Raw genomic sequence first — 23,210 nt, 5'->3', positions numbered from 1 at the left:
GGAAGAAATCTTGGGGATATTGACGAACGATCAGAATGGCAGAATGGTCTGGCCGCCATCGTAGGAACCTGCCATGTCCTTCATTCCCGACACCACCACGCTGATCCAGTTCGCCATCGCCACCGTGATCCTGGCGATCACGCCAGGCCCTGATATGACGCTGTTCGTCTCGCGCACGCTGAGTCAGGGGCGGGCCACCGGCTTTGCCTCGATGGCCGGGGCGCTATGCGGCACGCTGATCCACACCACGCTGGTGGTGGTCGGCGTCTCGGCGCTGATCGTCGCCTCGCCGATGGCGTTCTTCGTGCTGAAGATTTTCGGCGCCGGCTATCTCGTCTTCCTGGCCTGGCAGGCGATCGCCAAGGGGTCGGCCTTTTCACCGGAGAAGAAGACGGGGCCGCAGATCTCGCTGCTGCGCAGCTGGGCGGCGGGGCTCGGCGTCAATCTGCTCAACCCGAAGATCATCCTGTTCTTCATGACCTTCCTGCCGCAATTCGTCTCCGCGCACGACCCGAACGCGCCCGGGAAGCTGTTCTTCCTCGGTTCCATGTTCATCGTGCTGTCGATCCCGGTGACGGTGCCAATGGTGCTGGCGGCGGAGAAATTCTCGGCGGCGATGAAGGCCAGCCCGCGCGTGACGCGGGTGGTCGACTATCTCTTCGCCGGCGTGTTCTCGGCCTTCGCGCTCAAGATCCTGACGGCCCAGGCGAAGTAGGGGCTTTCTCGGTCTTCCACCAGCTTCCGGCCCAGCGCCCGGCGCTGAGCCAGTAGAAGATGCCGCCGACCATGCCCCCGCCAATCACGGCCATGATGGCGGTGGCCTCGGTGACCGCGAAAGGGGAATCGCTGAGGTTGTCGACGAGGCCGAGGAACACCCCTGCCACCACGGCACCCGCCAGCGCATAGAACAGCCAGTCGCGCCGGCCGAGGATTTCGGCGATCAGGATGACGACCGCCGCCGGCATGAAGGCGAAATAAGCGACGAACAGGGCGAAGAAGGGAATCGAGAAATAGAGCGATGCCGTCGCCGCCGGATGGGCTTGCGCCGGCACGTAGCCGAGCGAGGCCAGGAACAGGATGTTGAGGAAGGCGCTCGCCGCCAGCGAGGCGACGGCATAGCCGAACAGGATGATGGCCAAGCGCACGATATAGGAGACGAGGCGGTTCATTGGGGATCAGCGCTGGTGAGACGACCGGACTTGCGTCCGGCGAGCAGCCAATAGACCCAGCCGGCGGCGGTGCCGGCCGTGGCCAGGAAGCCGAGGAAGCCCGGATTGAAGACAAACCCTCCGGCCGAGCCGGGGACCAGAACGCCAAAGGCGATGGAGGTGATCGCCCCGGTGACGGCGAAGTAGGACCAGCTTCGCAGCGACCACCGTTCGGCGACAAGGATGGCGGGGCCGACGATCAGCAGCGCACAGAGCGCCACCGTCAGCACGGCGAGCGGGAAGGAGCCCAGCCAGTCGAATGCAAAAACCATCGACCAGTTGCCATACTCGATCCCTTCCAGAAGGGTGATCAGCAGCACAGGCACCACGATCGAGGTCAGCACGGCGGCGACATAACCGACTGCTATCAGGACCAGACGCTTGAGCCAGGCAACGAGACGGGTCACGCCTCGCCATGCCCCGCGATCATCATGGCTTCCAGTGCCAACCGGTCGACCTTGCGCATGCGCTCCGATTCCGACTTCAGCTGACCGCAGGCGGCGAGGATGTCGCGGCCGCGCGGCGTGCGGATCGGCGAGGCATAGCCGGCATTGTTGATGTAGTCGGCGAATTTCTCGATCGTTTCCCAGTCCGAGCACTGGTAGTTGGTGCCCGGCCACGGGTTGAACGGGATCAGATTGATCTTGGCCGGAACGCCCTTGAGCAGCTTGATCAGCGCCTTGGCGTCCTCGATGGAATCGTTGACGTCCTTCAGCATTACATATTCGAAGGTGATGCGCTTGGCGTTGGAGAGGCCGGGATAGGCCTTGCAGGCGGCGATCAGCTCGCTCAGCGGATACTTCTTGTTGATCGGCACAAGCAGGTCGCGCAGATCGTCATTGGTGGCATGCAGCGAGATCGCCAGCATGACGCCGATCTCCTCGCCGGTGCGGAAGATTTCCGGCACCACGCCGGAGGTCGACAGCGTGATACGCCGCTTCGACAGCGAGAGACCGTCGCCGTCGGAGGCGATCAGCAGCGCCTTCTTGACCGCGTCGAAATTGTAGAGCGGCTCGCCCATGCCCATCATGACGATGTTGGACACTTTGCGGCCCTCGGCCGGCACGATGGTGCCGTCGGGCGTGTCGCGGTCGGGGAAGTCGCCGAGCCGGTCGCGCGCCGTGAGCAGCTGCGCCAGGATTTCCTCGGCGGTGAGATTGCGCACCAGCTTCTGCGTGCCGGTGTGGCAGAACGAACAGGTCAGCGTGCAGCCGACCTGCGAGGAGATGCAGAGCGTGCCGCGGCCTTCCTCGGGGATATAGACGGTTTCGATCTCGACCGGCCGGCCGGCGCCGCGCGGCGGGAAGCGGAACAGCCACTTCCGCGTGCCGTCGGCGGAAATCTGCTCCTCGACGATCTCGGGCCGGGCGACGGTGAAATGCTTGTCCAGCTCGGCGCGAAGGTCCTTGGAGATGTTGAACACATGAGCGAAGTCGGACACGCCGCGCACATACATCCAGTGCCAGAGCTGCTGAGCGCGCATTTTTGCCTGACGCTCCGGCACGATGCCTGAAGCGACGAGAGCCTCGCCGAGTTCGGCCCGTGTCAGGCCAATCAGCGAGGGCTTTTCTGCCTGCGCGGGGCGAGCCCGCAAGGCGTCGCGGGCGCCTTCGGCGGTAAGGTCGAGTGAAAGGGTCATGGTTCCACTGATATAAGCGGTTTACGGCCGATTTCATCCATCGGCCCGATGTCAAGAGCGGCGCATAGCACAGCTTGGCGGCAGAGTCATGCCGCGGCCGATCGGGCAGTCTTTCCCGCCGCCGTGTCGCGGTGGACAAGCCGCGCCTGCCTGGTGCTGTTCCCGGCGCGCGAGCGATCACATATTCGTGTCGGCGTAACGGCTGGCGAGCCATCCGCGAACCCTGAAATGGGGCAACTGTGCCCCGCACAATGGGAGTATGCAGAATGAAATCGATCAAGCTCGCCGTCATTGCCGGCGTCGCCGCTCTTTGCGCCTCGCAGGCGTTTGCCGAGGATACGATGGGAACCATGACCATGATGAAAGGTGGCCAGGTGACGGCGATCATGCCGGACGGCCACATGGGCACCATGATGCCGGACGCGAAGATGGGCGCCGACATGATGAAAATGGCCAAGCCCATCAAGCATTGCATGATGATGATGACCGACGCCAAGGGTAAAGCCTACATGATCGATACATCGACCAAGAAGGCCCAGGCCGAATGTGAAAAAATGGCCATGTGACGATCTCGGAAAAACTTGCCCGCCGGCCTGGAAGCCGGCGGGATGGTCAGCTTCCGTATCATCCGCACGTCCATCGCCGCGCCTACCTGTCGATGGAGAGCGTATCGATACCGGTGCCCTGGTCGGTCTCCGGCGGCGGCGGCGGAGCATCCCGGGCTCGGTAGGACGGCAGGTCGGGAGCGCCGGCCGCTACGGGATTCGCTTCGAGCCGCGCAATCAGACGCTTCATTTGCGTGATCTCGCGCACCTGGGCGTCTATGATGCCGTCCGCGAGCTTTCGCACCTCCGGGTCGCGGATGTGGGCGCGTTCGCTGGTCATGATCGCGATCGAGTGGTGCGGGATCATTGCCTTCATATACGACACGTCGCTCACGGTTTCCTGGCTTCTGACCAGCCATAGGGCACCAGCGAATACGAGCATGCCGCCGATGACGATGCCGACATTCGGGGCCAAGCTCTTGTACATTCCCCACATGAAGCCGATCATGACAATTGCCATTGCGGCACCCATCACGATAGCCATCCAGACCCGGGTCTGGCTGAAGAAAACGTGATCCAGCGCATAGGTGTTCAGGTACATGAGCCCGTACATGAGGACGGTGGACACCAGGATCATCGCGGCAAATCTGACATAGCTCATGACTGCGGATTCCTTGCTCAAAGGGACACAACCGCGACGGCGGCCTTTTGATCCTGGTCCGATCGTCAGACTCTTACTTGATCGGCATCATGCCTGTGTTAGGGCTGGGTTTTCCCACGAGGACAGACATGGCCGGCCAATCGCGAAGACATCCCATGCTGCGGCGTTCGCGCGCCATGTGGGCATCGCGCCGTGTCTGGCAGCCGCGCCTGGTGTTCTGGGCGGGTGCGATCTCGATCGGCCTGATCAGCGTGTTGTTTGCCGTGCTGGCCGACAAGGCGCAGGCACTGTTCCATCTGGTGATCGGCAATGATGGCGGCTGGCGCTTCTATCTGCCGCTCGCGATCACCCCGCTCGGCTTCGTCCTGTGCGCGTGGCTGGCGCACGCCTTTTTCCCGGGCTCGCAAGGCAGCGGCATTCCCCAGGCGATCGCCGCCCGGCACCTGCGTGACGACGACGACCGCAGCCACATCCTGTCGCTCAGGTTGGTGGCGGGCAAGATCGCGCTCACCATCGTCGGCCTGTTCTGCGGCGCGTCCATCGGCCGCGAAGGGCCGACGGTCCAGGTCGGCGCATCTCTGATGCTGCAGGCGGCGCGCTGGGGCGGCATGGCGCAGGCGCGCGGCCTGATCCTGGCCGGTTCTGCCGCCGGCATCGCGGCTGCCTTCAACACGCCGCTTGCCGGCATCGTTTTCGCCATCGAGGAAATGGGCCGAACTTATGAAGCCCGCACCAACGGGCTGGTGCTGACGGCGGTGATCCTGGCCGGCCTCGCCTCGCTCGGGCTGGTCGGCAACTACACCTATTTCGGCGTGTCCAAGGACACGATCTCGTTCGCCGCCGACTGGCCGCTGGTGATCGCCTGCGGGATCATCGGCGGCGGGTTCGGGGCGCTGTTCTCGTTACTGGCGCTGAAGGCGACGCGCCGCATCCGGCGCTGGAACGCGCTGCAGCCGCTGTGGCGCGCGCTGCTGGTGGCAGCCGTCTGCGGGCTCGCCGTGGCGGTGATCGGCATCCTCTCTGGCGGCCTGACCTTCGGCACCGGCTACGCGCAGGCGCGCAGCGCCGTCGAAGGCACGCCGCTGCCCTGGTTCTTCTTCCTCGAGAAATTCGCGGCCGGACTGCTGTCGATGATCTCAGGCATTCCCGGCGGCATTTTCGCGCCGTCGCTGGCGGTCGGCGCGGGGATCGGCAGCTCGCTCGGCCTGCTGTTCGGCAGCAGCGCTGGCGTCGCGGCCCTGCTCGGCATGGCCGGCTATTTCGCCGGCGTGGTGCAGGCGCCGATGACGGCTTTCGTCATCATCCTCGAAATGACCGGCAATCACGACAATGTCATCGGCCTGATGCTGGCCTCGATGCTGGGCTACGGCACGGCGCGCCTGATCTCTCACGAGCCGCTCTATCACGCCCTGTCGCGGGTCTTCATCGCCGAGGCGATCCGGCGGCGGCGGGCCACGGTCGAAAGTTGAAGCCTTAACTTCGGCCGGAAACCGCTTCGCATTTTCCCGGAATTGCTTAGGCTCCGACTCACATCCGGCAAGACAGCGCCCCCGATGTTGCTGCGGCGAAGCAAGAGATAGGATCCCCATGACAGAAAGAATCACCCTGGCCGAGTCGTTGCCGACAACGGCCGTCGTCCGCGTCTCCCGCGCCAGCTACGAGCCGAGCCGGTTCGCCGAGGTCGACGCCGCGAGCAAGAAGACCTCGGAGTACATAATCCCGGCCATCAGGCGGTTGCCAGGGCTGCTTCATTTTTATGCGGGCGTCTCGCCGAAGGGCTCGATCGTGCAAGTTAGCGTCTGGGACACCGACGAGCATGCGGCACAGTTGGACCATCTGAAGGAGATGGTCGTCGACGGCCGCAGGGACATGGAGGCGGCTGGCGTGACGTTTACCCCGATTTTCAACTACCCGATCGACTGGACCTGGACCGTCTGACCGGGAGCCGAACTCATAACCGGTCAGCGGCCGCGATGCGGACGCAGCGAGAAGGGGCTGAGGAGGCTTTGGCCTGCCTTGCCTATTTGCATTTGGCGATCGAGGACAGTGCCGCCGAAATGCCCTTCAGCGAGAAGACATAGTTGGTGGGGTTGCCGCGGCCCGACTTCGCAGACACCTTCATGTCGGTGCCTGTCTTCATCGCCGCGATCAGCACCGGCTCTTCCGCCGCATTTTCCACCCAGGCCGATTTTCCGCGCGTGAACATCGAGAAGGTCTTCTTGTCGATGGTGACGGTGGCCTTGGAGCCTTCCTGGAAATTATAGCCGGCGATGAACTGCGGCTCATAGGAGACCTGCTGGCCGGGCCGCTGGCTGACGAAGAAGAACATGTCGCCATGGTCGAGCGTCGGCGGCTGCTTGTCGGTCGGCACGGTCAGCACGTAGCAGACCTTGCCGCCCGACGCCTGGTAGCTGTAGGTGCCCCAGGCATTGTGCTGGCCGATCTTGGTCGCCTGCTGCGCCAAGGCCGGCGCCGCCGAGGCCGCCAGGACCAGGCTCGAAACTAGTGCAATCAATCCGCGCATCGTTTTTCCCGTATTCCAAATGGTGCGGAGGCGGGCCGCATGGCGTCCTGCCGTCGCTTCATTTTGATTTAATCTGGGTTACCAAACGGTGAAGTTCCCAAGAGAAAAGGACCTTCACCCCAGGAAACCGCCGCCATTTCCGCGCCGCCGCCTTGTCAGCGGCTGGCACGGCGTCCCTTTGGTGACTTGGAGGCCACGAAAACGGCAAGAGTTTGACTTTTGGCCCGCCGCTGAACGCCCCTGTCCAGGGACCGGGCCGGCGCGGCGGGATTCGGGCCGCGGGACTTAGCTCTTGTCCGCGATCGCGTTCTTGGCGGCCTGCCGGTGCGCCGGCGTGATATGGGCGCTGACGGCGGTGATCGCGGCGGTCAGCACGGCGATGTCGTCGGTGAAGCCCAACCCGAAGATGAAGTCGGGGATGAGGTCCACCGGCAGCACGAAATAGCCGAGCGCCGCCACCAAGATGCCCTTGGCGCGCAGCGGCGTGTTCTTGTCCATGGCGCAGTAATAGGCGGCGACGACGTCCTCCATGAAGGGGATCTGCCGCGCGGCCTTCTTGGCCGTGCGCCAGAATTTCTCGCGCACTTCGCCCTCGCCGCCCAGCCTGTCGCCAAAGCCGAAGAAGTCAAAACCGGATTCTTGCGCCATCAATCTCTCCTCGCGGGTCTCATGCGCTACCTGGCGCATGCCCGCCGATCAAAATGTGGTGAAAGCCGACCCCGGCTGCAAGATGCGAGCGCCGATTTGGCGGCCCACGCCCGGCCCAGAGCATGGACAGCCGGTATTCAGCCGCCGAAATAGCGGTTCATCTTCTTGGCCAGTTCGATATCGAGCGCCGTCACGCCGCCGGCGTCGTGCGTGTTGAGGGTCACGACGACCGTCTTGTAGACATTCGACCAGTCGGGATGATGGTCCATCTTCTCGGCGGCGAGCGCCACACGGGTCATGAAGGCGAAGGCCTCGGAGAAATTGTTGAAGGTGAAGGTGCGGCCGATCGAGGCGCCGTCCTGTGCCAGCGTCCAGCCGTCAAGCCCGGTGAGCGCGGCTTCGGCGGCTTGCCTGCCCAGTTTCTCTCTCGTCATGTCCGCTTCCTATGCTATGGCGCTGAAGTCGTCACCATAGCGCCGGATCCATGATCGCGAAGCCCATAAATTCCGTCCTTTTCGTCTGCCTCGGCAACATCTGCCGGTCGCCGCTGGCCGAAGGCGTCCTTCGCGCCGTGCTGGCGGAGCGCGGAAACGGTGGGGATATCGTGCTCGATTCGGCCGCCACCGGCGGCTGGGAGGTCGGCTCCGCTCCCGATCCGCGCTCGATCGCCATCGCGTCGCGCCACGGCATCGACATCTCGCGCCAGCGGGCGCGCAGGATCACGCCGGAGGATTTTCACCGCTTCGACCTGATCTTCGGCATGGACCGGTCCAATGTCGCCGACCTGAGAGCGCTGGCGCCGGCGGCGGTGCGCGATCGCATCCACCTGTTCCTGGAATTCGCGCAGGGCAAGGTGCGCGATGTGCCCGATCCCTATTATGAGGATCAGGAAGCGTTCGCTTCGGTCTACCGCATGATCCGCGAGGCGTCGGAGGCGCTGGCAACACGGCTGGCACGCGTATCGACGCCGGACAGCGGCCAGGCTTCCTCGACGATGTAGGGGCCGCCGCCGACCGAATCGCGCGACGACATCAGCACGAAACGGCCGATGCGGAACGGCAGCGTCGAGAAATTGCCGCGCGCCGACAGATATTGGGCGACGTCGAGCGGGCTCGAGTTGCGCAGCCGCGCCAGCGTCACGTGCGGCATGAACCTGCGCGGATCGGCGGGGATGCCGAGCCGCTGGCAGATGCGCTCGATCTCGCCCTGAAGGGCGTTGAGATCGGGCGAGGGAAAAGCGCCCGCCCACACCGCATGCGGCTTCTTCTGGCCGAAAGCCCCGACCCCGGACAAGGTCAGCGAGAAGGAAGGGCGGTGGACCCGGTCGAGCGCATTGGCGATCTCGTCGGCGACATGGCCCTGGACATCGCCGATGAAGCGCAGCGTCAAATGGTAGTTTTCGACGTCGATCCAGCGGGCCCCGGGCAGGCCGCCCCGGAGCAGCGACAGCGAAAGGGCGGCATCACGCGGAATTTCGAGGGCGGTGAAAAGACGCGGCATGAAGAGCCTCCCTTCCTCGAATCGAACTGTCATCCCTAGCGAATCATCGATAATCAAATGGAGCAAGTGGTTTGTTGGTCGCAGGCTTTGCTAAAACTTTCCCTAACGGAAGGGTTTTGTCGGATCTCACGAGCCTCCCGGCGCCGCCGCGATGGTCCGCTCGACCGTCGGCAGGACGCGCTCGACCATCAGGTCGACCCCTTTGGCGTTCGGATGCAAGCCGTCCTCGAGTTGCAACCCAGGCTGGCCGGCGACGCCATCGAGAAAGAACGGGTACAGCGTAACGCCGTATTTGGCGGCTAGTTCCGGAAAGACGGCGTCGAAGGCATTCTGGTAGTCGGCGCCTAGATTGGGGGCCGCCCGCATGCCGGCCAGAAGCACCGCGATCTTGCGCTGTTTCAGTCTGCCCAGCATCTCGTCCAGGTTCCTTTTGGTGATGTCGGGCGAAACGCCGCGCAGCATGTCGTTGGCGCCGAGTTCGAGGATGACCAGCTGCGTGCCGTCGGGCACCGACCAGTCGAGCCGCGCCAGGCCGCCGCTGGACGTGTCGCCGGAGACGCCGGCATTGGCGACGGTGACATCATGGCCCTTGGCGCGAAGGGCTGCCTGCAATTTGTCGGTAAAGCCCTCGCCCGGGCCAAGGGCGTAACCCGCCATCAGGCTGTCACCGAAGCCGACGATCTTGAATGGCTCGGCGCGCGCCGACGAAATGGCGCCGCAAATGGCGAGGAAAACGATCAGGCCTGCGGCAAAGCGGCGTTTGAAAGACATGCGGCAAGCCCCATATGACAATGAATTCTTCCGGCGACGGCTTGCGACAGGCAAAGCCTCCCTTCCCATATAGGACGCTTTCATTTTGACAGAAGCCGTCATCGCGCTGCAAGACGTATCCCTGACACTCGGCGAAGGCGCTTCGTCCGTCCATGTGCTGAAGGGCGTCAGCCTCGAGGTGGCGCGCGGCGAGGCGACCGGCATCGTCGGTCCGTCGGGGTCCGGCAAGTCGACATTGCTGATGGTGCTAGCAGGGCTGGAGCGAGTAGATGCGGGTACGGTGCGAATCGCCGGCGAACTGCTCAATGGCAAAACCGAGGATCAGATTGCTTCGTTTCGTGGCCGAAACATTGGCATCGTATTCCAGTCCTTCCATCTCATCCCCAACATGACGGCGCTCGAAAATGTCGCGGTGCCGCTGGAACTGGCCGGCCATGCCGATCCCTTCTCGGTGGCGGAGCGGGAACTGGCGGCTGTGGGCTTGAGCGACCGCGTCACCCATTATCCCGGCGAACTCTCCGGCGGCGAGCAGCAGCGCGTGGCGATCGCCCGGGCGCTGGCACCGTCGCCGCGCATCCTGATCGCCGACGAGCCGACCGGCAATCTCGACCAGGCGACCGGACGGCAGGTCGCCGATCTCCTGTTCGCCAAGGCGGCCGAACGCGGCATGACGCTGGTTCTGGTCACCCACGATCCGGCGCTCGCGGCGCGCTGTTTACGCCAGGTGTCGATGCGCTCCGGCCGCATCGAGGCGCCGGCGCCGATCAAGGTCACCGCCTGATGCCGCTGGCGCGGACCTTGAAGCTCGCCGTCCGCTTCTCGCTGCGCGAGATGCGCGGCGGCCTGTCCGGCTTCCTCATCTTCCTAGCCTGCATCGCGCTCGGCGTCGCGGCTATCGGCGGCGTCAATTCGGTGGCCCGCTCCATCACCGCGGGCGTCGCCGATCAGGGCCAGACGCTGCTTGGCGGCGACCTTCGCTTCCAGATCAACCAGCGCGACGCCAGCCAGGCCGAACTTGGCTTTCTCGATGGGCTGGGCGTGGTTTCGCACAGCGCCGGCATGCGCTCGATGGCGCGGCTCGCCGACGGATCCGACCAGGCGCTGGTCGAGGCCAAGGCGGTCGACGAGGCCTATCCGCTCTTTGGCGCGCTGGAGACCGACCCGGCACTGACGAAGCAGGAACTGTTCGGCGGGCAGTTCGGCGTTTTCGGCGCCGCGGCACCCGACCTTCTGTTCGAACGGCTGCATCTCAAGATCGGCGACCGGCTGAAGCTCGGCACCGCCACCTTCGAATTGCGCGCCAGGCTGGTGGCCGAGCCGGACGCGGTCTCCGACGGCTTCGGTTTCGCGCCAAGGCTGATGATCTCGACCGAGGGGCTGGCCGCGACCGGACTGATCCAGCCGGGCAGCCTGGTGGAGAACGCCTACAAGGTCCGGCTGCCCGCCGATGCCGACGAGGCGCGGCTCAAGGCCATCCAGGACCAGGCGGCCAGGGATTTTCCGGAGGCCGGCTGGTCGATCCGCACACGTGGCAATGCCGCCCCGGCGCTGTCTTCAAACATCGAACGCTTCTCGCAGTTCCTGACGCTGGTCGGGCTCACCGCGCTGGTGGTCGGCGGCGTCGGCGTCGCCAACGCGGTGCGCGCCTATCTCGACGGCAAGCGCGGCGTCATCGCCACTTTCAAGAGCCTGGGAGCGTCCGGCGGCTTCGTCTTTGCCGTTTACCTCGTGCAGATCCTGATCATCGCGCTCGTCGGCATCGGCGCCGGCCTGGTGCTGGGCGCGCTGATGCCGTTTGCCGCAAGTGCCGCCCTGCAGTCCGTCATTCCGGTGCCGGCGCAAGGCGGCTTCTATCCCGGCGCGCTCGCCATGGCCGCCCTGTTCGGCCTGCTGGTGACGCTCGCCTTCGCGCTGTTGCCGCTCGGCCGCGCCCGCGACGTGCCGGCAACCGCTTTGTTCCGGGAAATGGGGCTGGAAGGCCGCGGCCTGCCGCGCCCCGTCTATGTCGTTTCAGCGCTCGGCATCGCGCTGTTGCTGGCAGCGCTGGCGATCCTGTTTTCGGGCGACCAGCGCATCGCCTCGATCTTCGTCGGAGCCACTATTTTTGCTTTCCTGGTGCTGCGCGTCGTCGGCGCGCTGGTGCAATGGGCGGCGAGGAAGAGTCCGCGCGTGCGCTTCGTGGCGCTGAGACTGGCCATCGGCAACATCCACCGGCCCGGTGCGCTGACGCCGTCGGTGGTGCTGTCGCTGGGGCTTGGACTGACGCTGCTGGTGACGCTGGCGCTGATCGACGGCAACCTCAGGCGGCAGATTTCGGGCAACCTGCCGGAGCGGGCACCGAACTTCTTCTTCGTCGACATCCAGGGCAGCGAGGTCGATGCGTTCTCCCAGCTGATCGCCAAGGAGGCGCCGCGGGGAACACTGGCCAAGGTGCCGATGCTGCGCGGCCGGGTGATGGCACTCAACGGCGTCGATGTCGACAAGGTCAAGGTACCGGCCGAGGGCGCCTGGGTGCTTAAGGGCGATCGCGGCCTGACCTATGACACCAGGCAGCCGGAAAACACGACGCTGACCGAGGGCAAATGGTGGCCGGACAATTATGCCGGCGAGCCGCTGGTTTCGTTTTCCGACAAGGAAGGCAAGGAAATCGGACTGAAGCTCGGCGACACCGTCACCGTCAATGTGCTCGGCCGCAATGTCACGGCCCGGATCGCCAATTTCCGCCAGGTCGAATGGGAGACGATGGGCATCAATTTCGTCATGGTGTTCTCGCCCAACACATTCGCCGGCGCCCCGCATGGCTGGATCGCGACGCTTAGTGAAAAGAACGCCTCGACGGCCGACGACGCGCGCGTCCTCAACGCCGTCACCCGCGCTTTCCCGGCCGTGACGACGGTGCGGGTCAAGGACGCGCTCGACATCGTCAACCGGCTGGTCGGCCAGCTCGGCACGGCGATCCGGGCTGCGGCCGGCGTGGCGCTCATCGCCTCGGTCCTGGTGCTGGCCGGCGCGCTTGCCGCCGGCAACCGGGCGCGCATCCATGACGCGGTGGTGCTGAAGACGCTGGGCGCGACGCGCACGACGCTGATATCGGCCTTCTCGCTGGAATATATGCTGATCGGGCTCGCCACCGCGATCTTCGCGCTCGCCGCCGGCAGCGCAGCCGCCTGGTACATCGTCGCGCGCATCATGACCCTGCCGTCGCATTTCATGCCGGAAGTGGCGGTGGCGACCATTCTGTTTTCGCTGGTCATCACGGTCGGCATCGGCCTTGCCGGCACCTGGCGGGTGCTCGGCCACAAGGCGGCGCCCGTGCTGCGCAACCTCTGATTCGCCGGCCGGGCCTGCTTCATCAGGTTAAATCTTGGTAAGAATGCCGTCCCAAACGGTTGGCGAAGCGGCATTTCGGCCCCTCACGAACCGTTACAACAGGTTACGGTCTTGTTCTCGACGCGAATAACCATCATATTCCGCCGCAGGCATGCTGGAGCCCCCCAGCGGCGCCTGGGCCCGCAAGAGGCCCGACACCGGACGGGGCAGAAGCAACGAGGATTTCCAATGGCTGATCCCATTCGCAACTATCAGACGTCGGCGGTGCCCGGCGTCCGCGCCGACATCGATCAGGGTCTGCGCGCCTATATGATCAAGGTCTACAATCTGATGGGGCTTGGCCTGCTCATCACCGGCCTTGCCGCCATCGGCACGATCATGCTGGCCACCACCACCGACCCGGCCTCGGCCGTCGCGACGCTGCCAAGCGGCGAGATGCTGACTTCCTTCGGCTACGCGATCTTCGGCTCGCCGCTGCGCTGGGTTGTCATGCTGGCGCCGCTGGCCGCCGTGTTCTTCCTGTCGTTCAGGATCCAGTCGATGAGCGTCGCCGCCGCGCAGACGACCTTCTGGGTCTATGCCGGCCTCGTCGGCCTGTCGCTGTCGTCGATCTTCCTGGTCTACACCACGGCCAGCATCTCGCAGACCTTCTTCGCCACCGCCGCTGCTTTCGGCGCGCTGTCGCTGTTCGGCTACACCACCAAGCGTGACCTGTCGGCGATGGGCTCGTTCCTGATCATGGGCGTGTTCGGCATCATCATCGCGTCGGTGATCAACATCTTCCTGCAGTCGTCGGCGCTGACCTTCGCCGTCTCGGCGATCGGCGTGCTGGTGTTCGCCGGCCTCACCGCCTATGACACGCAGAAGATCAAGGAAATGTATTTCGAGGGCGACGCTTCCGATGTCGCGGGCCGCAAGGCCATCATGGGCGCGCTGTCGCTCTACCTCGATTTCATCAACCTGTTCATGTTCCTGCTCCAGTTCATGGGCGACCGCCGCTAAGGCTGGCCTCGGATTTCACTGGACCATCGAGTTTGGAAAGGGCGGCCCAACGGCCGCCCTTTCCTTTTGTGCGGGGCTCTGCTGTTATCGAAAGCACATAAGAGGTTTGCATAAAGAATGAGCAATATCGTGATCAGGCCAGCGACCCCGGCCGACCTCGACACGATTACGGAAATATACGCCGACGCGGTCGCCAACGGCACGGCGAGCTATGAACTGGAGCCGCCCGCCCGCGCCGAAATGGAGACGCGATTCGCCGCGCTCTCGGCCGGCGGCTTTCCCTATCTGGTGGCGGAAAAGGGCGGTGTGCTCGGCTATGCCTATGCCGGCGCCTTCCGCCCGCGCCCGGCCTATCGCTTCATCGTCGAGGATTCGGTCTATGTCGCCCCTGGCGCCAAGGGCCAGGGCGTCGGCCTCAAGCTGATGCGGAGCTTGATCGAAGCGGTCGAGGCGGCGGGCTTTCGCCAGATCGTCGCGGTGATCGGCGATGGCCGCGCCGACAGCGCTTCGGTCAGGCTGCACGAAAAACTCGGCTTTCGCCATTCCGGCCGCCTCGAAGGCTCCGGATACAAGCACGGCCGCTGGCTGGACACGGTGTTCATGCAGCTGTCGCTCAACGGCGGGGCATCGGTGGCGCCCGATCCGGACTCGCTGCCGGAGCGGAAGTTCCGGGGGAGGAATTGAAGAACTGAGGAACTGAGGAAAAATGGGCACCTGCGTAAACGCCGAGCACCTTCCTCAATTCTCCAATTCTTCAATTCCCCAGTTCGCAATTCCCCGTTTCACGCCTGCACGACCTTCAACTTCGCGTCGAAGACGCCCAGCACCCGGCCGAGTTCCTGTCCGCGCTTGAGGATGCGCCCCCCCGCCGCGATGACGGCGAAGGCGCCTTGCTTGCGCGCCAGTTTCGGATCCTTGACGATCTGGAACAGAGGCACTTCGCTGGCCCGGCGGAAGACGGAAAAGACAGCGCGGTCCGTGAGATGGTCGATGGCGTAGTCGCGCCATTCATTGGCGGCGACCATGCGTCCGTAGAGCCTCAGGATCTGGTCCAGTTCACGCCGGTCGAAGCGAACCGGCTGGTCGAGGCGTGCATTGCGCGCCTCGTGTAGCGGGATCAATATTGCGGATGCGTCTCCATCCCCCATCCCGCCGCCATCATCGGTCATGCCTCGATCCTTCAAAATGAATCTTCGCCAACCAAAGTTGGCCCCTTCGGATCGCAATTGCAAGAGCCGGCGAAGCTAAGCGCCGGCGCGCCCTTTCCGTCGCGTCCAGTCACGTTTGTAAAACGCGTGTTGGAATTGGTGATGCTTCGCCACATTTCTGCCTTTTTTTATCCGCGCTCATGCCCCAATGTCCGACGAATTTACCGGCGTTGCCTGAGACGGTTCGGTCCGGCACCGGCTCGTAAACCCCAAGCCCCCCGCCCACGGGTCTGCGTCGGATCGAACCAACCTCGGCTTTTCCTCGGAAAAGCCAGGTGCGACGATCCCAAAACCTAAATGACCGACGTCAGAAGCAAGCTGGCGTCGGTTTTTTCGTTTTTGGACCTTTTCACACCGGACCGCGACGCAGGCGGAACGCGGCCGAAGCTTACGTTTCGATCTAATTGCGCCGCACCGTGCTTGCCATTTCTCGTTCCACTTAATAGGGTGTTAAGTGAAACGGAGACGGCAATGCCACGCGCATCGGTTTCCACGGCAGAACAGTTGGATGGCGGAGCGGCCGTGCCGCAGGCCGGCGGCGTCGGTCCCCGCATCAAGGCATTGCGCACGGCCCGGCGCGTCTCGCTGCGCCAACTTGCCGACATGACCGGCACGACGGCGAGCTTCATCAGCCAGCTCGAGCGCAATCTGTGCGGCGCCAACACCGGGACACTGCTCAAGATCGCCGCCGCTCTCGATCTCGGTATAAACGATCTGTTCGAGGACAATGCCCGGCCCCTGCACAGGGTGCTGAAGCGCGAGGAGCGGCCGGTCGTTCCGGTCGGCGTGCACAGCCGCAAGATGCTCCTGTCGCGGCGGCCGATCCACCAGTTCGAGGTCTATGCCGGCCATTTCGAGGTCGGCGGCTCGACCGGTGACGAGGCCTATGTCCATGGCGGCGAACACGAAATGTTCATGGTGCTCAAGGGCACCGTCGAACTGACGCTTGCCGACGAGCGCCATGTGATGCGCGAGGGCGACAGCGTCGAATACGCGACCTCGGTGCCGCACCGCACGGTCAATGTCGGCGACACGCCGGCCGAGGTGCTGTGGATCATCGGCCCGCCCACCGCCGGGGCGCTCGAACTCGACCAATACAGGCCCGGAAACCGCTCGCATCCGGGTGAATGAAAACAAATGCGAGTTCTGCAATGGGAGAGTTGATCATGAGATTGAGATTTGGGCATGCGGCGTGCGTCGCCGTGGTTCTGGCGGCAACGGCCGCATTGGCGCAATCGAAGCCGGTGGCCGGCGAGGTGGCCGAGGGCTTGCTGAAGGGCAAGACGTTGACGCTGGTCTCCTATGGCGGCATCTACCAGGACGGCCAGGCGGCCGCGCTCAAGGAGTTCGTCGACAAGTCCGGCGTCAAGTTGCTCAATGACGGCCCGACCGAGATCGCCAAACTGCAGGCGCAGGTCGAGTCCGGCAATGTGACATGGGACGTCGTCGATACCGACGATCTGCCGCCCTATGTCTATTGCGGCAAACTGTTCCAGAAGCTGGACCTCACCAAGCTCGACGTCTCGAAAATCCCCGAAGGCCAGGTCGGCGAATGCTCCGTGCCGGCGATGAATTACGGCGTCGTGCTGATGTACAACACCGAAAAGTACAAGGACAATCCGCCCAAGAGCTGGGCCGACTTCTTCGACACGCAGAAATTCCCCGGCGTGCGCGGCATCGACGGCTCCGGCAGCCCGACCGGCGGCTTGCTCGAACAGGCGTTCAAGGTTGCCGGCGGCGACCCCAAGGCGATGACGGTGGCCGACATCGACAAGGCCATCGATGTGGTCCGCAAGCTCGGCCCCGATACCATCTTCTGGAAAACGGGTGCCGAATCGCAGCAGCTCGCCGAATCCGGCGAGGCCGACATGCTGATGATGTGGACCGGCCGCGCCATGACCGCGGTCAAGAACGGCGCCAAATACACGCCGGCCTGGCAGGACTGGCTGGTGGTGATGGATCAGATGACGATCCCCGTCGGCGTCAAAGACACGGACGCGTCCTACGCGCTGCTCAATGCCTATCTCGGCAAGCACGCCCAGGAGATCCTGGCGGAGCAGACGTCCTACACGCCCATCAACAGCGACGCGCAGCCCAAGGTCGACGCCTCCGTTTCCGCGTTCCTGACCAACTCGCCCGAACGCCAGAAGCAGGGCTACAAGCAGAACTTCAAGTTCTGGGTCCCGAACTTCGCGGTGGCGCAGGAAAAGTGGTCCGCACTGATGTCCGGCAACTGACCGGCTGAAGGAACAGAGGCCGTGAGCGCGTCCGAGCCAACCATTCCGGCCGCCGAAAGGCGCCGGGCATGGCGGCCGTTCGCGCTCGCGCTGCCGGCGCTGGTGCTGCTCCTGGCGGTGATCGGCTATCCGCTGCTCACCATCGTCGTGCGCAGCATGTCGGAGCCGCAGTGGGGTCTGCAGAACTATGTCTGGTTCTTCAGTGTGCCGATCAACCTTATTGTGCTCCAGCGGACCTTCGTCATCTCGGCCTGGGTCACGCTGGTATGCGTGGTTTGCGCCTATCCCTATGCCTATCTGATGACCGCGGTCGGACCGCGCGTGCGTTTGCTGCTGCTGTTATGCGTCCTGATCCCGTTTTGGGTGAGTGGCGTGGTGCGCACCCTGTCCTGGGTGATATTGCTGCAGGACTCCGGGGTGATCAACTCGATCCTGCGCTCGCTCGGCTTCGGTGGTGTCAGGCTGATCCGCACCCAGACGGGCGTGGTCATCGGCATGGCGCAGGTGCTTTTGCCGTTCATGATCCTGCCGCTCTATTCGGTCATGAAAGGTATCGATCTCAGGCTGGTGCAAGCCGCGCGCAGCCTCGGGGCGAGGCCGTCACGCGCCTTCCTCACCGTGTATCTGCCGCTGTCGCTGCCTGGCGTCTATGCCGGCGCGGTCATCGTCTTCATCCTGGCGCTCGGTTTCTACATCACGCCAGCCCTGCTCGGCGGACCGCGCTCGACCATGCTGTCGACGCTGGTGCAGACGCAGGTGCTCAGCCTGCTGCAATGGGGCAGGGGCGGCGCCATGGGCGTCGTGCTGCTGGTCACGACCTTCGTGCTCCTGGCGCTCGCCGCTCCGGTGATGCGCTCCAGGCACCGGCAAGCGGGGCGGTCCTGATGGAGATGAAGCCGCTCACGCGCATCATGCTGGGCCTTGTCTGCCTGCTGGTGGCCATATGGTTGGTGGCGCCGACGCTGGTCGTGGTGCCGATGTCGTTCAACGAGAACAAATCGCTGGCGTTTCCGCCGCACGGCTTCTCCTGGCAATGGTACGAAAACTTCGTCACCAATCCGGACTGGTCGAACAGCTTCCTCAATTCACTGAAAGTCGCATCGATCGTCGCGGTTGTGGCAACCGTGCTCGGCACCCTTGCCGCGTTCGGCCTCGACCGCATGCAGGCGCGGCCGGCAAACCTCCTGCGCATTCTGATGCTGACGCCGATGGTGGTGCCGGGCGTGGTGCTGGCCATCGGCATCTACGCCGTCTATCTCGACACACGGCTTGTCGGCACGCTGCTCGGCTTCGTGCTTGCCCACACCATCCTGGCACTGCCCTTCGTGCTGATCGCCGTCTCGGCCAATCTCGAAGTTTTCGACAAGCGGCTGGAGACTGCCGCCGCGAGCCTGGGCGCGAATGCGCTCACCACGTTCCGCACGGTGACGCTGCCGCTGATCGCGCCCGGCGTCATGTCAGGCTTGCTGTTCGCCTTCGCCACCTCCTTCGATGAGATCGTCGTGTCGCTGTTCATCACCAACCCGTATCTCAAGACGCTGCCGGTGCAGATCTTCGCTTCGATCACACGCGACGCCGACCCGACGGTCGCGGCCGTCGGCACGATCCTGTTATGCGCAACGACACTCCTGATCGGCGGCGGCATGCTGCTTCTTGGTCGTGAGCGGAAGGGAGCCTCATGAATCCGAAGGCGCAAAATCGCGGTGCGGCGATCGACCTGGAGCAGGTCAGCAAGGCCTATGGCGCCTTCAAGGCGCTCGACGGCGTGTCGCTGCGCATCGAGCCGGGTGAATTCATGACGCTGCTCGGCCCCAGCGGCTCGGGCAAGACGACGACGCTGAACGTGATCGCCGGGTTTACCGACGTGACCAGCGGCAAGCTGCTGGTCGGGGAGAAGAGCGTTGTCGGCGTGCCGGCGCACAAGCGCAACATCGGCGTGGTGTTCCAGCACTATGCATTGTTCCCGCACATGACGGTCGACCGCAACGTCGCCTATCCACTGAGGCTGCGCGGCGTCACCGGGGCAGAGCGCGAACGTCGCGTCCGCCACGCGCTCGACATGGTCAAGATGGCGGATTTCGGCCACCGCTACCCCAGCGAGCTTTCGGGCGGCCAGCAGCAGCGCGTGGCGCTCGCCCGCGCCATCGTCTTCGATCCGCCGCTGCTGCTAATGGACGAGCCGCTCGGCGCGCTCGACAAGAAACTGCGCGAATGGCTGCAGCTCGAAATCAAGCGCATCCACCGCGAACTCGGCACCACCTTCGTCTATGTGACGCACGACCAGGAAGAGGCGCTCGTGCTGTCGGACCGCATCGCCGTGTTCAACCGGGGCCGCATCGAACAGATCGGCACCGGGCGCGAGTTGTATGACGAACCGGCGACGCTGTTCGTCGGCAAGTTCGTTGGCGATTCCACCGTGCTGCGCGGACCAGCCGCCACTTCCGGTGGGGAGACGGCGATCGAGATATCAGGCCAGAAAGTGGCGACAGCCAAGCGGCTCGCCAATGGCGGCAAGCCGGTGATGCTGCTGCGGCCCGAAAAGCTGGCGTTGGCCCGCCCCGGCGCCGGCAACGATGGCCGCAATCGGCTCACGGGGCGTATCGGCGAAGCCATCTATCTCGGCTCGGGCTCCAAATACGAGGTCGATCTGGCCGACGGGTCGAAGGCGATCGTGCGCTCGACGCTCGAGGCGCAGTCCTTCGCCATCGGCGACGAGGTCGATTTGCTGTTCGCCGGCAGCGACGTGAAGCTGCTCGACGACGACGACAAGGCCGACCTGACGCTCACCTGATTTCGGAACGGATCTCAAAATGCAAGCCAAGCACAATGGCGACGTGTCGTTCTGGTATGCCGATATCGGCGGCGTGCCGGCCTATCGCCCGCCCTTGCCCGGCGACATCGAGGCCGATGTCTGCATCGTCGGCGCCGGCTATACCGGCCTGTGGACCGCCTACTATCTGAAGAAGGCGCAGCCTTCGTTGCGCATCGCCATCGTCGAGAAGGAGTTCGCCGGCTTCGGCGCCTCCGGCCGCAATGGCGGCTGGCTGTCGGGCGGCTTCAGCTGGTCGCGCGAGAAATACGCGAAGACATCGTCGCGCGGCGCCGTGATCGACATGCAGCGCGCCATGTTCGGCACGGTCGATGAGGTGATCGCGGTGACGCAAGCCGAGGGCATCGACGCCGATATCCGCCGTGTCGACAACGTCACCGTCGCCACCAACGCCGCGCAGTTGCAGCGCGCCAAGGCCGAATATGAGGAACTGCTGGCATGGGAGATGCCGCCGGAACGGCTCGCCCTTCTTGACGCGCGTGAGGCGCGCGAGCGCATCGCCATCGACAAGGTGCTGGGCGGTTTTGTCGTGCGCAACGTCGCGCGCGTGCAGCCGGCCAAGCTCGCCCAGGGTCTGGCCGCGGCAGTGGTGCGATCAGGGGTGCCGATCTACGAGCAGACGCAGGTGCTGGCGATCGAGAAGGGCAAGGTCACGACCACCAGAGGCATCGTGCGGGCGCAAAAGATTGTGCGCGCCACCGAGGGATTCACGGCGGGCATTCCCGGCTATGAGCGTCTCTGGCTGCCGCTGAACAGCGCCATTGTGGTGACGGAGAAGCTGCCGCGGGAACTCTGGGACAAGATCGGCTGGAACGGCTACGAGGTGCTGGGCGATGCCGCCCACACCTATTGCTACGCGCAGCGCACGCGCGAAGGCCGCATCGCCATGGGCGGCCGTGGCGTGCCCTACCGCTTCGGCTCACGCACCGATGTGCGGGGCCAGACCCAGCAGGCTACCATCGACCAGCTGCACGAGGTGCTGACCAGGCTGTTGCCGCAGACCAAGGGCGTGCGCCTCGACCATGCCTGGTGCGGGACGCTTGGCGTGCCGCGCGACTGGTGCACCACGTCGGGCTTTGACCGCGAGACCGGCATCGGCTGGGCCGGCGGCTATGTCGGGCTGGGCGTCTCGAGTTCCAACCTGTCGGGCCGCACCTTGCGCGACCTCGTGCTCGGACATGACACCGAGCTGACCCGGCTGCCCTGGGTCAACCGTACGGTGAAAAAATGGGAGCCGGAGCCGCTGCGCTGGCTCGGCGTCCACTCCATGTACCAGCTCTATCGCATCGCCGACCGTCGTGAAGCAAACGGCTTGGGCCGGACCTCACGTCTTGCGGCCCTTGCCGATCGCCTGACCGGACATTGAACTCATTCGTGCCAGAATGCGTAAGGGCTTCGCTCTGGAATGCCCCGAACCGGTGACGTTACAGTTTTCGATCGAGGGAGGTCTCGGGCTTGTGGATGAAAGCCGCACCCAGGATGGGTCCCGGAAGGCCATCCTTGCCGACCGACTGCAGAAGCACGGCGGAGCCGCCCTTCTTGGTGATCTCGCTCAGCGGCAATTCGAAGCGCTGCGCCTTGCCGTGCCACATGCCGGCGGTCTGGATACCGGTGACCGCGTTCCAATAGGTCATCTTGCGGCCGGAGTTCTCACCCTCGGCGATCTTGACCGTCTGCGGCGCGTCGAAATAGACGATGACGACATGGGCGTCGTTCGGACCGGTGCCGGCATCACCGGTGTCGATGATCACGCGGTCGCCGGTGCGGCTGACCTTGACGGGAACACGCATGCCTTCGCCGGCACGGGCCATGCGGGCAAGCGCGCCGTCGACCTCGCCGCGATTGGCGCCGTTGACATGCATGCGGCCGTTCAGGACCGCTTGCGGCGTATAGACGGAGCGGCTGCTGAAGTAGCGCATATAGTCATATTGCCGCTCGGTGTTTTCCTTGTGGCTCAGCGTGTCCTTCCAGCCGAGATAATCCCAGTAATCGACGTGATAGGCGAGCGCGACAAGGTCCTGCCTGGTGGCGAGTTCGGCGAAGAACGCGTCCGCCGGCGGGCAGGAGCTGCAGCCCTGGCTGGTGAACAGTTCGACCACGCCGAGCGGCTTGTCCTGCTGGGGCTTGTCTGCCTGGGTTCGTTCGGCCTCGCCCGCATGGCCGGCGCCGGCAAGCGCCGAGAGAGCCAGCGCGAAGGCTGCCAGCCACAGTGATCTTCGCGAAGCCATGACCATTCCAATTCCCGCCGGTGACGCCGGCTTTGTTCTGCTTTGCCGAAATATGTGGCAGAACGGGAAGTCAACGGGAAGTCACGTTGCGGTGAAATTTTCCGTTGCAACCGTGAGGTAAGGCCGCAATAGGAGAAGCCACTGCATTTCAAGGCGTGGTTCGATTCAGCGGCGGCATCATCCCCATGTGGCAGGTTCTCCTCACTCCCGTCGATCTCTATTGCGAGCGAACCGGCCCTGGACTTTGGTCCGAGCCGGTCAATGCTTTGACGAACCTTGCCTTCATCGCCGCAGGACTGTGGGGCGTGCGGGAGGTACGGCGCTGCAAGACCGGCACCTTCGCCGAGATTCTGGCCTGGTGGGTGGTGGCGATCGGCATCGGCTCGACCATCTTCCATACCTTTGCCACGAGAGGCACGGTCTGGGTCGACGTGCTGCCGATCGCGGGTTTCACGCTGGCATATACGCTGTTCAACCTGCATCGCTTCCTCGGCCTGGATTGGGGCAAGGCAATCGTTGTTTTCATCGTCTTCTATGTCGTTGCCGGGGCGATCACCTTTGCAGTGCCGGACTGGCTGCACCAGGCATCGAACGGCACGACGGGTTATCTGCCGCCATTCCTGGCGCTGGCCTTCTTCGGCGTCTGGGTGACGGTCAGCGGCAACCGGGCCGGCTGGTACAATCTGACGGGGTCGGCGATCTTCGTCGTCTCCGTCATCTGCCGCATGATCGACCCGCTGGTCTGCGCCAGCTTTCCGCTCGGCACGCACTTCCTGTGGCACGTGCTGAACGGGCTGATGCTGGGGGTGCTTTTGGCGGCCGTGGCGCGGTATGGGGCGCCGGCAGCAAGGGAGTAGGGGAGTAGGGGAGTAGGGGAGT

General features: G+C 64.4%; 27 protein-coding genes. 16 read left to right on the top strand and 11 right to left on the bottom strand.

The window, feature by feature from the left end; genetic code table 11:
- Positions 1-73 precede the first annotated feature (73 nt).
- Entirely contained in the window at positions 74-715 is a 642-nt protein-coding gene (locus LB569_RS31155; RefSeq protein WP_140703788.1) for a LysE family translocator, read from the top strand.
- Here LB569_RS31155 and LB569_RS31150 read toward each other — a convergent pair.
- From LB569_RS31150 to rlmN, 3 genes are read right to left on the bottom strand one after another with little or no spacing between them, the layout of a single operon-like run.
- Positions 687-1,169, bottom strand: a complete 483-nt coding sequence (locus LB569_RS31150; RefSeq protein WP_224695323.1) for a hypothetical protein — start codon at positions 1,167-1,169, stop codon at positions 687-689. The two genes, LB569_RS31155 and LB569_RS31150, sit on opposite strands and share 29 nt — an antisense overlap.
- Complete coding sequence (locus LB569_RS31145) at positions 1,166-1,615, bottom strand: hypothetical protein (RefSeq protein WP_140703784.1); 450 nt, start codon at positions 1,613-1,615, stop codon at positions 1,166-1,168. The genes LB569_RS31150 and LB569_RS31145 overlap by 4 nt, the downstream gene beginning before the upstream one ends.
- Positions 1,612-2,847, bottom strand: a complete 1,236-nt coding sequence (gene rlmN, locus LB569_RS31140; protein ID WP_224695322.1) for a 23S rRNA (adenine(2503)-C(2))-methyltransferase RlmN — start codon at positions 2,845-2,847, stop codon at positions 1,612-1,614. The genes LB569_RS31145 and rlmN overlap by 4 nt, the downstream gene beginning before the upstream one ends.
- A gap of 266 nt (positions 2,848-3,113) precedes the next feature.
- On the opposite strand from rlmN, the gene LB569_RS31135 reads away from it, so the two are divergent.
- Positions 3,114-3,413 (top strand): hypothetical protein, encoded by a 300-nt coding sequence (locus LB569_RS31135; RefSeq protein WP_140703781.1) that lies wholly within the window; start codon positions 3,114-3,116, stop codon positions 3,411-3,413.
- An 82-nt stretch (positions 3,414-3,495) separates the two neighbouring features.
- Here LB569_RS31135 and LB569_RS31130 read toward each other — a convergent pair whose 3' ends face one another.
- Positions 3,496-4,053, bottom strand: a complete 558-nt coding sequence (locus tag LB569_RS31130; RefSeq protein WP_224695321.1) for a DUF305 domain-containing protein — start codon at positions 4,051-4,053, stop codon at positions 3,496-3,498.
- 128 nt (positions 4,054-4,181) lie between these two features.
- Between LB569_RS31130 and LB569_RS31125 the strand changes: the two genes are divergently transcribed.
- Positions 4,182-5,522, top strand: coding sequence for a chloride channel protein (locus tag LB569_RS31125; RefSeq protein ID WP_224695320.1), 1,341 nt, complete (start codon positions 4,182-4,184; stop codon positions 5,520-5,522).
- A 118-nt stretch (positions 5,523-5,640) separates the two neighbouring features.
- Positions 5,641-5,991, top strand: coding sequence for a hypothetical protein (locus LB569_RS31120; RefSeq protein WP_140703775.1), 351 nt, complete (start codon positions 5,641-5,643; stop codon positions 5,989-5,991).
- Between the two features lie 82 nt (positions 5,992-6,073).
- On the opposite strand, the gene LB569_RS31115 is transcribed toward LB569_RS31120, so the two are convergent.
- The 3 genes from LB569_RS31115 to LB569_RS31105 all read right to left on the bottom strand — a co-directional run bounded on the left by LB569_RS31115 (position 6,074) and on the right by LB569_RS31105 (position 7,659).
- The gene (locus LB569_RS31115; RefSeq protein ID WP_127278701.1) at positions 6,074-6,577 is read right to left on the bottom strand and encodes an invasion associated locus B family protein; all 504 of its coding nucleotides are present in this window, start codon (positions 6,575-6,577) and stop codon (positions 6,074-6,076) included.
- Positions 6,578-6,862: 285 nt separating this feature from the next.
- The gene (locus LB569_RS31110) at positions 6,863-7,225 is read right to left on the bottom strand and encodes a YkvA family protein (protein WP_224537010.1); all 363 of its coding nucleotides are present in this window, start codon (positions 7,223-7,225) and stop codon (positions 6,863-6,865) included.
- Positions 7,226-7,362: 137 nt separating this feature from the next.
- Positions 7,363-7,659, bottom strand: coding sequence for a 4a-hydroxytetrahydrobiopterin dehydratase (locus tag LB569_RS31105; protein ID WP_140703771.1), 297 nt, complete (start codon positions 7,657-7,659; stop codon positions 7,363-7,365).
- A 50-nt stretch (positions 7,660-7,709) separates the two neighbouring features.
- Here LB569_RS31105 and LB569_RS31100 point away from each other — a divergent pair, with 50 nt between their 5' ends.
- Positions 7,710-8,225 (top strand): low molecular weight protein-tyrosine-phosphatase, encoded by a 516-nt coding sequence (locus tag LB569_RS31100; RefSeq protein ID WP_224695319.1) that lies wholly within the window; start codon positions 7,710-7,712, stop codon positions 8,223-8,225.
- On the opposite strand, the gene thpR is transcribed toward LB569_RS31100, so the two are convergent.
- Positions 8,132-8,725 (bottom strand): RNA 2',3'-cyclic phosphodiesterase, encoded by a 594-nt coding sequence (thpR, locus tag LB569_RS31095; RefSeq protein ID WP_140703767.1) that lies wholly within the window; start codon positions 8,723-8,725, stop codon positions 8,132-8,134. The genes LB569_RS31100 and thpR overlap by 94 nt on opposite strands.
- 126 nt (positions 8,726-8,851) lie before the next feature.
- On the bottom strand, positions 8,852-9,496 hold the full coding sequence (locus LB569_RS31090) for an arylesterase (protein WP_224695318.1): 645 nt from the start codon (positions 9,494-9,496) through the stop codon (positions 8,852-8,854).
- A gap of 85 nt (positions 9,497-9,581) precedes the next feature.
- Between LB569_RS31090 and LB569_RS31085 the strand changes: the two genes are divergently transcribed.
- The 4 genes from LB569_RS31085 (at position 9,582) to LB569_RS31070 (ending at position 14,512) form a co-directional block, all read left to right on the top strand.
- A complete protein-coding gene (locus LB569_RS31085) occupies positions 9,582-10,277 on the top strand; it encodes an ABC transporter ATP-binding protein (RefSeq protein ID WP_224695317.1) in 696 nt (231 codons plus the stop codon).
- Complete coding sequence (locus LB569_RS31080) at positions 10,277-12,826, top strand: ABC transporter permease (protein ID WP_224695316.1); 2,550 nt, start codon at positions 10,277-10,279, stop codon at positions 12,824-12,826. Before LB569_RS31085 ends, LB569_RS31080 begins: the two co-directional genes overlap by 1 nt.
- Before the next feature lie 228 nt (positions 12,827-13,054).
- Positions 13,055-13,828, top strand: coding sequence for a Bax inhibitor-1/YccA family protein (locus LB569_RS31075; RefSeq protein WP_140703759.1), 774 nt, complete (start codon positions 13,055-13,057; stop codon positions 13,826-13,828).
- Between the two features lie 117 nt (positions 13,829-13,945).
- Positions 13,946-14,512, top strand: a complete 567-nt coding sequence (locus LB569_RS31070) for a GNAT family N-acetyltransferase (RefSeq protein WP_224695315.1) — start codon at positions 13,946-13,948, stop codon at positions 14,510-14,512.
- 98 nt (positions 14,513-14,610) lie between these two features.
- Here LB569_RS31070 and LB569_RS31065 read toward each other — a convergent pair whose 3' ends face one another.
- On the bottom strand, positions 14,611-14,997 hold the full coding sequence (locus LB569_RS31065; protein ID WP_140703755.1) for a DUF2794 domain-containing protein: 387 nt from the start codon (positions 14,995-14,997) through the stop codon (positions 14,611-14,613).
- Positions 14,998-15,507: 510 nt separating this feature from the next.
- Here LB569_RS31065 and LB569_RS31060 point away from each other — a divergent pair.
- From LB569_RS31060 to LB569_RS31035, 6 genes are read left to right on the top strand one after another with little or no spacing between them, the layout of a single operon-like run.
- The gene (locus LB569_RS31060) at positions 15,508-16,167 is read left to right on the top strand and encodes a helix-turn-helix domain-containing protein (RefSeq protein ID WP_224695314.1); all 660 of its coding nucleotides are present in this window, start codon (positions 15,508-15,510) and stop codon (positions 16,165-16,167) included.
- A gap of 35 nt (positions 16,168-16,202) precedes the next feature.
- Complete coding sequence (locus LB569_RS31055) at positions 16,203-17,273, top strand: extracellular solute-binding protein (RefSeq protein ID WP_224695313.1); 1,071 nt, start codon at positions 16,203-16,205, stop codon at positions 17,271-17,273.
- A 21-nt stretch (positions 17,274-17,294) separates the two neighbouring features.
- Complete coding sequence (locus LB569_RS31050; protein WP_224695312.1) at positions 17,295-18,158, top strand: ABC transporter permease; 864 nt, start codon at positions 17,295-17,297, stop codon at positions 18,156-18,158.
- Positions 18,158-18,955 carry an ABC transporter permease gene (locus LB569_RS31045; RefSeq protein WP_224695311.1) on the top strand — a complete coding sequence of 266 codons (798 nt, stop codon included), beginning with the start codon at positions 18,158-18,160 and terminating at the stop codon, positions 18,953-18,955. Before LB569_RS31050 ends, LB569_RS31045 begins: the two co-directional genes overlap by 1 nt.
- Positions 18,952-20,064, top strand: coding sequence for an ABC transporter ATP-binding protein (locus LB569_RS31040; RefSeq protein WP_224695310.1), 1,113 nt, complete (start codon positions 18,952-18,954; stop codon positions 20,062-20,064). Before LB569_RS31045 ends, LB569_RS31040 begins: the two co-directional genes overlap by 4 nt.
- A 19-nt stretch (positions 20,065-20,083) precedes the next feature.
- Complete coding sequence (locus LB569_RS31035) at positions 20,084-21,469, top strand: NAD(P)/FAD-dependent oxidoreductase (protein WP_224695309.1); 1,386 nt, start codon at positions 20,084-20,086, stop codon at positions 21,467-21,469.
- A 58-nt stretch (positions 21,470-21,527) separates the two neighbouring features.
- On the opposite strand, the gene LB569_RS31030 is transcribed toward LB569_RS31035, so the two are convergent.
- Positions 21,528-22,337: a DUF1223 domain-containing protein gene (locus tag LB569_RS31030; protein ID WP_140703741.1), complete on the bottom strand. Its 810-nt coding sequence runs from the start codon at positions 22,335-22,337 to the stop codon at positions 21,528-21,530.
- Between the two features lie 179 nt (positions 22,338-22,516).
- Here LB569_RS31030 and LB569_RS31025 point away from each other — a divergent pair, with 179 nt between their 5' ends.
- The gene (locus tag LB569_RS31025; RefSeq protein ID WP_224695308.1) at positions 22,517-23,188 is read left to right on the top strand and encodes a ceramidase domain-containing protein; all 672 of its coding nucleotides are present in this window, start codon (positions 22,517-22,519) and stop codon (positions 23,186-23,188) included.
- Positions 23,189-23,210 lie beyond the last annotated feature (22 nt).

Origin of the sequence: Mesorhizobium sp. BH1-1-4 (genome assembly GCF_020165665.1) — a bacterium.
In the GTDB taxonomy this organism is placed as follows: domain Bacteria; phylum Pseudomonadota; class Alphaproteobacteria; order Rhizobiales; family Rhizobiaceae; genus Mesorhizobium.
Note: the sequence above shows the minus strand (reverse complement) of the source record. Positions and strands in the feature narration are given on the sequence as shown.

Excerpts from the sequence above, each read along its gene's own strand:
- LB569_RS31150 (WP_224695323.1), bottom strand. The coding sequence starts at position 1,169 with ATGAACCGCCTCGTCTCCTATATCGTGCGCTTGGCCATCATCCTGTTC.
- LB569_RS31090 (WP_224695318.1), bottom strand. The coding sequence starts at position 9,496 with ATGTCTTTCAAACGCCGCTTTGCCGCAGGCCTGATCGTTTTCCTCGCC.
- LB569_RS31035 (WP_224695309.1), top strand. The coding sequence starts at position 20,084 with ATGCAAGCCAAGCACAATGGCGACGTGTCGTTCTGGTATGCCGATATC.
- LB569_RS31105 (WP_140703771.1), bottom strand. The coding sequence starts at position 7,659 with ATGACGAGAGAGAAACTGGGCAGGCAAGCCGCCGAAGCCGCGCTCACC.
- LB569_RS31130 (WP_224695321.1), bottom strand. The coding sequence starts at position 4,053 with ATGAGCTATGTCAGATTTGCCGCGATGATCCTGGTGTCCACCGTCCTC.
- LB569_RS31135 (WP_140703781.1), top strand. The coding sequence starts at position 3,114 with ATGAAATCGATCAAGCTCGCCGTCATTGCCGGCGTCGCCGCTCTTTGC.
- LB569_RS31100 (WP_224695319.1), top strand. The coding sequence starts at position 7,710 with ATGATCGCGAAGCCCATAAATTCCGTCCTTTTCGTCTGCCTCGGCAAC.
- LB569_RS31030 (WP_140703741.1), bottom strand. The coding sequence starts at position 22,337 with ATGGTCATGGCTTCGCGAAGATCACTGTGGCTGGCAGCCTTCGCGCTG.
- LB569_RS31025 (WP_224695308.1), top strand. The coding sequence starts at position 22,517 with ATGTGGCAGGTTCTCCTCACTCCCGTCGATCTCTATTGCGAGCGAACC.
- LB569_RS31060 (WP_224695314.1), top strand. The coding sequence starts at position 15,508 with ATGCCACGCGCATCGGTTTCCACGGCAGAACAGTTGGATGGCGGAGCG.
- LB569_RS31120 (WP_140703775.1), top strand. The coding sequence starts at position 5,641 with ATGACAGAAAGAATCACCCTGGCCGAGTCGTTGCCGACAACGGCCGTC.
- LB569_RS31045 (WP_224695311.1), top strand. The coding sequence starts at position 18,158 with ATGGAGATGAAGCCGCTCACGCGCATCATGCTGGGCCTTGTCTGCCTG.
- LB569_RS31055 (WP_224695313.1), top strand. The coding sequence starts at position 16,203 with ATGAGATTGAGATTTGGGCATGCGGCGTGCGTCGCCGTGGTTCTGGCG.
- LB569_RS31110 (WP_224537010.1), bottom strand. The coding sequence starts at position 7,225 with ATGGCGCAAGAATCCGGTTTTGACTTCTTCGGCTTTGGCGACAGGCTG.
- LB569_RS31070 (WP_224695315.1), top strand. The coding sequence starts at position 13,946 with ATGAGCAATATCGTGATCAGGCCAGCGACCCCGGCCGACCTCGACACG.
- thpR (WP_140703767.1), bottom strand. The coding sequence starts at position 8,725 with ATGCCGCGTCTTTTCACCGCCCTCGAAATTCCGCGTGATGCCGCCCTT.
- rlmN (WP_224695322.1), bottom strand. The coding sequence starts at position 2,847 with ATGACCCTTTCACTCGACCTTACCGCCGAAGGCGCCCGCGACGCCTTG.
- LB569_RS31125 (WP_224695320.1), top strand. The coding sequence starts at position 4,182 with ATGGCCGGCCAATCGCGAAGACATCCCATGCTGCGGCGTTCGCGCGCC.
- LB569_RS31075 (WP_140703759.1), top strand. The coding sequence starts at position 13,055 with ATGGCTGATCCCATTCGCAACTATCAGACGTCGGCGGTGCCCGGCGTC.
- LB569_RS31115 (WP_127278701.1), bottom strand. The coding sequence starts at position 6,577 with ATGCGCGGATTGATTGCACTAGTTTCGAGCCTGGTCCTGGCGGCCTCG.
- LB569_RS31040 (WP_224695310.1), top strand. The coding sequence starts at position 18,952 with ATGAATCCGAAGGCGCAAAATCGCGGTGCGGCGATCGACCTGGAGCAG.
- LB569_RS31065 (WP_140703755.1), bottom strand. The coding sequence starts at position 14,997 with ATGACCGATGATGGCGGCGGGATGGGGGATGGAGACGCATCCGCAATA.
- LB569_RS31080 (WP_224695316.1), top strand. The coding sequence starts at position 10,277 with ATGCCGCTGGCGCGGACCTTGAAGCTCGCCGTCCGCTTCTCGCTGCGC.
- LB569_RS31155 (WP_140703788.1), top strand. The coding sequence starts at position 74 with ATGTCCTTCATTCCCGACACCACCACGCTGATCCAGTTCGCCATCGCC.